Below are 6,790 nucleotides of genomic sequence, written 5' to 3'. Positions count from 1 at the left end.
AACTATCGGGTTTAGCGTAACCAACTATCGGGTTTAGCGTAACCTTGCAGCGGTTTCAGGTTTCTTTTTCCCACTTTTCGGACCATAGCAGCTCCGTCCTCACTTCCGCCTCTAAAAACTCGCCACGTGTCGGGTCTCCGCCGCGCTCCAGCAGCTTAGGTCTGCTGATGAACGCATGACTTCCTTCAACTGACGTTGTCCATCCACGCAAAGCATTGATAGCGCCTAGAGCTTCTCGTATGCGGCGGCGTCTTTGCTTCAGCGTACTCTCGGATGCTGGTCTATTCCCCCACACATGCCGTATAAGCGTATCAACCTCTGCCCCGTGGCCTGCCATCAAACTTTGCCCCGGACGTATGTAGGCAGATAGCCAGGTGTGCAAAATTTTTGCGACTGGAGACTCTGATAGCAAATGCCGTTCAGTTAAGCTGACGTGTATGTTTTGACCGCCGAAAATTGCGTCGGCTAGTCGCCAATTCAGACTGACCACCAACTTGTCTTTTTGGTGCTGAAAGCTTAGTAGCTGCGATGTTCCCCCGGTACCTTTGATGTTTCGGTACATCACGACCGTGGCCATCTCGTGTAACAGTTCACGAAGTTTGTGATAGTCTGATGCCCCAGTTTTCATGCCCGCATCGACGAGAAGACTGTACGCCGAAGTTTTAACGAGCGAGAAATCGTGTTTCTTCGCTTCACCCGTCCGGGCTATCTGCTGAGCCTGCCGAGCCAGCTCAAGCTGTTCATCAGTAAGCTGTTCAGCCGGTTCAGCGACCTGAGCTAGCAAATCATTAGCTGTTCCAGCTATAACTACCCCTTCTGCGCTAGGCTGTCGGCCCGTGCGTGCGGCGATTGACAGCAAAACGGATTGATGTGCTACCGATAGTTGGACACCTTTAAACGAAATCTCTCCCCCGTCAAATTGGCCGCAAACATCATAGAGCGCCTGTCCTTTGTGTGCTGTTGGCACGAAAAGTCCGTCGAGAACGTGCGCTGGGTCTAGTTTTGCAAATTTTGATACTTGCGACCGCGTCATTTCCACTCACTTTTCTTTACAGCTGAGCTTTTTTTGCTTGTACCGTCGAGAGTGACTGGCTTGAGGATGCCGCCGTCTGCCCGCTCGTACCACTGGCTCTGCTGGACTTGTCCGTAATTCTGCTTCCCGATTTCGTACTTGACAAAGAACCCTCGGCGCTTCTCCCCTATCGGTAGCCCGGAACCCTGCGTCAGAGCTGTTGCTTCTTCTGGAGTCATCTTCATCAAGTTGCCACACCACCTCGCGTTATCAATGAGTGCTGATGCTCCCCGGGCGGCCTGCGCCAGATTCCCTTGCCCTGCTAAGGCGGCGGCTTTCGATGTGTGGTGTAGGTACAGTAATCCTGCCCCTGATTCCCGTACGACATGTTCTAGCCTCGCGACCAACCGTGACATTGCGCCATTGTCATTTTCATCAAGCCCATGGCATCGGCTCAGTGTGTCGATGATGATGAGCCGCTGGCCTGCCGCAGCCTTTAGCAGTGTCCGCATAAACTGCCTGTTCATGATGTCAGTAGCGACCCCCATACGGGCTGACAGGGTTAAGCTATCTGCGATGCTCTCCCGCGTCAGTAGGTCGAAACGGCTGCCCAGCGCGTGTAAGCGTCGCTGAATCTCGCCCGGCGGGTCTTCGAGATTGAGATAAAGCACACCCCCATGCCGGGGGATGTCTAGGCCGGTGGTGTTTGCTTGCGGCTGGTCGCTAGCGATTGCACACGCAAGCTGGAGTGCAAGCATTGACTTACCAGTCGAACCCGGTGCGATGAGCGCACCCACAGTGCCCGCAAGAAAGCCGGGGAGTATGAAGTCTTGTGGGGGCGGTTCTGTACTGAACGCTGCTAAAATATCCATAGTCGGCATAGTTAGTTCCTTTCCGTGTCGCTCTTTAGGCTCTCAGGCGTTACAGCGCCCGAGAGCATTTCCCCTAGGTCTTTACGACCTGCGGGTGGCATCCAGAGGGATACCTCTGGGACGAGCTGCTGTAGCCGCGCCACCAGTTTTCGGCGCTGCTCGTCTGTTCGTGTTTGCGTCTCTGTGTCTTTCTCTCGTTCGCCCGCTACTGTGCACCTCCAAAGACGTTTTAGGCGTGCTTGAATTTGCGGGTTATCGAGCCAAGATGTGACGTTTATGCCTCCTGTCACTATGATTGACGGGTGACTTTCGCCGTGGCGTGTAAGTAGCGCAAGGGCATCAACACCCCCTTCCACGACCCATAATTCGTTCGGCTGCCCGGCTAGATACGCTGGCCATGATTTGTCCGTGCCGCTAAGGTCACGTTTTGGGCGGGGGTCGTTGGGCAGGTAACCTCGCCGCGTAGCACTGCGCGACTGGCCATCCGCATCCCGACCTATAAAGAGGATTGCGCCCGGTGCGTAGTCCAGCATGCCAGCGGCTTCAGCTCTAGCCAAGGCATAAGCCGATACACCCCGGCGGGCTAAGTATGCCCGTCCTGCTGTTTTGTCCGCTTCGGTGCTAGGTTGTAGCCGCAGAACTGCGATAGCACGGGGGGCGACTGGCTTAATAGGTTGCACGGCACCGGATAACAAGAGTTCGAGCGCGGGCCTGAACTGCAAGCCGGTGACTGCTTGAGCAAGTGCGCAGTTATCGCCGATACCTGTCCCGTCCTTGTGACACCAGACGATGTGCTCGCGTAGCGTGCCGCGCATGCCGTTGCTCAGTTCGTAGTGCCGACCTTCCGGCTTAACAGTGAGACCGAGAGCGCTGGCAACGGATTCAGCATCTAGTGCGTTAGCGTCATCTGCCCGTAGAAACGGCTGTAGGGGCTGTTTAGTACGTTTGAATCGGTCGAGTGGGCTTGGCATCATGCCTCCTTGTCAGCACGCTGCGGCTTCGGGAAACCTGCTCGTTTGAGTGACTTTTGAAGTTCTGACATGGCTTCCCAGATGCTGTCGGAATTCGTTGGTTTTACGCCAGCATTGATAGCGTCAGTCGTCGACCTGAGTAGTCCAGCTATGGTGCTTACGCTTCTCTTCTGCGACTCAAGTCGTACCCCTTCTGCCCGTGCCCGGAGATAGTCGTCGAGTTGTCCGGCTTCCTCCAAAGTCAGCTGTCCGCGCACTTCGGCTGGCACGCTGTCAGTCGTAGTGTGAGCCGGAATGCGGCCGATTGTTGTTTGTACCCCGCGCTTCCGGGCAGGGTCGTACGTTGTGCGTACGAGCACGAGATTTGAGCCTTGTTGTCGAATGTGCATGTTGATGCTCCTATGGTGTTGATGAAAAAGACAATATAGTATAGCTAACGTACTGTCAAAAAATAAAGAATATTCAGTGTTGCTAAAAAAATAAAAATATGTTGCATTTATTATATCCGCATATTGTATCATAAATTATCCGCATACAATGAAAATATACGGATGAAAAATTATAAACATACGGAGCAAAAATATCTCAAAATGTTGTCGACAGAGTGTTTAGCTAATTTTAGCAACATATTGCAAAAAGTCAAGTGTATTTATGTAAAAATATGCGGATAAAAAAACAAAAATATATTGTTAAACTTACAATCATATGCCGCTAATTTTTTTAACAACATAGCTAAAGCGCTATACGGTCGCCGTGGGAGACTTTTTGAACGTAGTAGAGGGTGGGTAGGTCGCCGCTGTAGCCCTGCTTATGAGCATGCTGACAAAGCGCCCAGGACTGCTCCCGAACGCCATGGAAGCCCGGCTGATTAGCGATACGCTGAAGGTGGTCTGCAACGAGGCCGTAGTGGTGCTTCTTCAGCGCAGCATCCAGCATCACGTAGTGCTCCGACATCTCGGACTTAGGTCTCCGCCACGTCCACGCTGTCCGGCCTCGTATTGGGTGCCTAACCAACTCATATCCGAGCCACTGGAGATATGGCTTGCTAGTAACATCGCGCAGCTGCTCATGAGAATCAAGCTCGCCGCTCGTGAAGAGCATTAACCAATGAACAACTGCGGCTCCTTCGGGTTGATAAAGCACAAGCAAAGCATTCGCTTTTCCGTGCGACTTCCGTGTAATACGTTGTGCGGGTGTAGCACCTATCGCATGACGCTGATGCAGCTTCTGAGCAAGCGCCAATGCCTTCTCCGGTTTAACTTCTCCTACGGTGTAGCGACAGTAACCTTTGGGGATGCTATCGGTGATGCGTGATAATGCTGCGGTCTTTGACCGAGCGACTGGGGTTGATGCTGGCATAGTAGATACGGGCTCCAATAGTTGTCTATGCCTGTGTATAGCGCGCAGTTGCAGTGTGATTTGGTTGCAACGACTTGGATGTAATGATGTTCCGAGAAATTTTCGAATTTCTCGGAGGAAAAGAGCGCTATACACAGATAGGCCAGATGCAAAGCGCAACCGAAAGGCTAGCGCATACTTGCATCAGGCGGTCTGCCTAGTGGGCCTTGGCCAGCTAGGGCCCACTAGGCAGACCGCCAACTGCAAACACACACACACTGGGGGAAACCCCGCGCTATCTCTTCGCCATAAGAGTAGCAAACTGCCGTAGCTGCATACCGGGTAATACTGGTTGGTGCGGCTGCAACGGGCGCTAGAGTATGACAATACTCTTTCGACCCAATCTAATTTTTTGTTGTTGGGCGACACGGACACGGGAGTTGTGGTAACACAGTAAACCCTGTTGGTCGTGAAGTGGTGAGAATCCACCATCCGGGACGTTTGAAAAAAGAACGGCGTGACGGATGCTGCGCGTGTAGGCTGCTGAGATTGCGGAAACGTAATAGGGGCGCGAGGGGAAACCTGGACCGCTTGGCACCATCGTAATGGATGGGTCGCTGGATAGCTTAAGCACGTAAATAGAGGTGTGAGTCCTCTTTATCGCAGTAAGAGACCTTGGGCGTGCTCCAAATGGAGTGATGCACCTTTGACGAGTCATAGCGGGTAAGTCGTTGCTATGGAACATCGAACGACTGAAACCGGAAACGGGTAAGCGTATGCGATGCTATGACTCTAGGTGCCACGTACTTAAATCGCGGTTTCGACACGATTAGCTAACGTGGGAATCTCTTCGTACTCTTGCACCGAATGGCTCGGTGAATATGAGTAAAAGAGAGGGAGCGATGGATAGTAGAGTCTGACTTGATAGCGAGAACTAATCACTCAAGCTTGATAGAAGCACGAAAGTGCACTTGAAAACCGTCAGCAGTTGAAAAAGTGTGTGTAGTTTATTAACTTAGAGCTTGGCGGCTCATTGCAGAAGATAATCCAACGGCTTGGCGGCTGTATGGACGAAAACTTTTAGTTCTGGCGGACTAAATAGCAAGTAATTGATTACTAGAAAAGACCGTGCCTTTTATATGAAGGCAATTTTGGCACGGCATCGCATCCTAAAATGATGCATCTAGGTCAATTCTACGTCACGTTTTGCTTAAACGTGATTTACTCTAAAACCGCTCCTAATCTCTCTAGGGGCGGTTTTTTTGGCTCAACGACCTATTAGCAATTTCAAAGCTTCTTCGACACGACGCATATGATTTGTGCTCAAAGTTAATAGTGGTTTATCGCCCATAAATCTAGCATTTGAGACCGCGCGAATTTGGTCTATCAGCAAATCAGTTGCTTCATTTACACCTTGGCCAGGTAGCTTGCCTAGCCCCACACGCAACGGAAAACAGTCTTCTTTCTCAAAGTCTGATGTACCCGGAATGATGATGGTGGTAGGGTGTCCAGCATCATTAAGCAGGTCAGTTTGAATGACCAGCGCCGGGCGATTGCGCTTACCCGGCTCTTGTTTATGCGTTTGCGGCTCAAAATCAACAGCCCAAATCTGCCCACGCTTAATTTTAGATGCCATCTTTAAGCGTTCCTTCCGTAGTTTCATTAAACGCAAGGTGCTTTGATGATAGTTTTCGAGACAACATGGCAATGCGTTCTGCCATTATGCGTTCGTTTTTTTCCGCCACAGCTTCCCGAATGTAATCCGAACTTTTAAGTCCTAGAAGCTCAGCAAGAGAGCGTGTCTTCTCAACAAAATCATCCCCGGCCCGAAACGATAGCGTGTGCGTGTGCATTGTTTTCCTCCTTCGTTTACTTACAGCAAAATTGTAGTGCGAAATTGTATTACGAATTTAGGAGCGACACCTACTGGCATGACTACCTATCCAGAGACTGCGGGTAGATGCCTTAAACGCGATTTAAGGGGTTTTGAGACCATCAAGCTAGGGTGGTAGCCTGACGGTTGCACACAGGCCTTGCATCAATGTTTTAGCCAGTGTTAGCCGCATCCATGAGCAATCCGACTGCCTACCCAGCTTTAAGGCTCTGTGCAATACCCCCCGGGCTTCGCCCGACCCCCTCTGGGGGTAGTTAACAAGCGGGGAAGAGGTTGATTGCGTGTGTTGGGGAAATGAGGGGATAGAAGGCACTTAGACTGGTTCTAGCTACCCACGTAGCCAGTGGTGGTCGATGTGGCCTGCTAGACCCCTTTAAACGCCATTGGTAGCTATTCGCTGCCCACCCCTCCTCCCCGCTTGTTATTACCCCTTGGGGTCGGGCGAAGCCCGGGGGGTGGCTGTTGGGGGGAGACCTCGCATAGCGAGGGGGGCGAAGCCCCATTGGGTGCTCTGAAATTTTTGAGCTGCGTGGGGGCCAAAGGGAGGCGGCCCTCAAGGCCGACCGACCTGCGGCTAGTAGGTCTTTGTTAGACCTTATTAGACGATGCAAAAAAAAACACCTTAAAAATCAATGACTTACGTTTTTGAAAAGTGGCCTAACTATCGGGTTTAGCGTAACCAACTATCGGGTTTAGCGTAACC

5 protein-coding genes are annotated in these 6,790 nt (G+C 51.6%); all 5 read right to left on the bottom strand.

The window, feature by feature from the left end; genetic code table 11:
* Positions 1-55 precede the first annotated feature (55 nt).
* The 5 genes from repC to BMX55_RS15855 all read right to left on the bottom strand — a co-directional run bounded on the left by repC (position 56) and on the right by BMX55_RS15855 (position 6,046).
* The gene (repC, locus tag BMX55_RS15885) at positions 56-1,033 is read right to left on the bottom strand and encodes a replication protein C, IncQ-type (protein ID WP_091459397.1); all 978 of its coding nucleotides are present in this window, start codon (positions 1,031-1,033) and stop codon (positions 56-58) included.
* Entirely contained in the window at positions 1,030-1,893 is an 864-nt protein-coding gene (locus tag BMX55_RS15880; protein ID WP_091459395.1) for a helicase RepA family protein, read from the bottom strand. Before BMX55_RS15880 ends, repC begins: the two co-directional genes overlap by 4 nt.
* A 1,694-nt stretch (positions 1,894-3,587) precedes the next feature.
* On the bottom strand, positions 3,588-3,809 hold the full coding sequence (locus BMX55_RS16805) for a hypothetical protein (protein WP_245751527.1): 222 nt from the start codon (positions 3,807-3,809) through the stop codon (positions 3,588-3,590).
* A 1,651-nt stretch (positions 3,810-5,460) separates the two neighbouring features.
* Entirely contained in the window at positions 5,461-5,829 is a 369-nt protein-coding gene (locus BMX55_RS15860; protein WP_091459386.1) for a type II toxin-antitoxin system PemK/MazF family toxin, read from the bottom strand.
* Positions 5,819-6,046, bottom strand: coding sequence for an antitoxin of toxin-antitoxin stability system (locus tag BMX55_RS15855; protein WP_091459384.1), 228 nt, complete (start codon positions 6,044-6,046; stop codon positions 5,819-5,821). Before BMX55_RS15855 ends, BMX55_RS15860 begins: the two co-directional genes overlap by 11 nt.
* Positions 6,047-6,790: the final 744 nt, after the last annotated feature.

The sequence above is a fragment of the Giesbergeria anulus genome (assembly GCF_900111115.1).
In the GTDB taxonomy this organism is placed as follows: domain Bacteria; phylum Pseudomonadota; class Gammaproteobacteria; order Burkholderiales; family Burkholderiaceae_C; genus Simplicispira; species Simplicispira anulus.
This window is presented reverse-complemented; position numbering and strand designations above follow the sequence as displayed.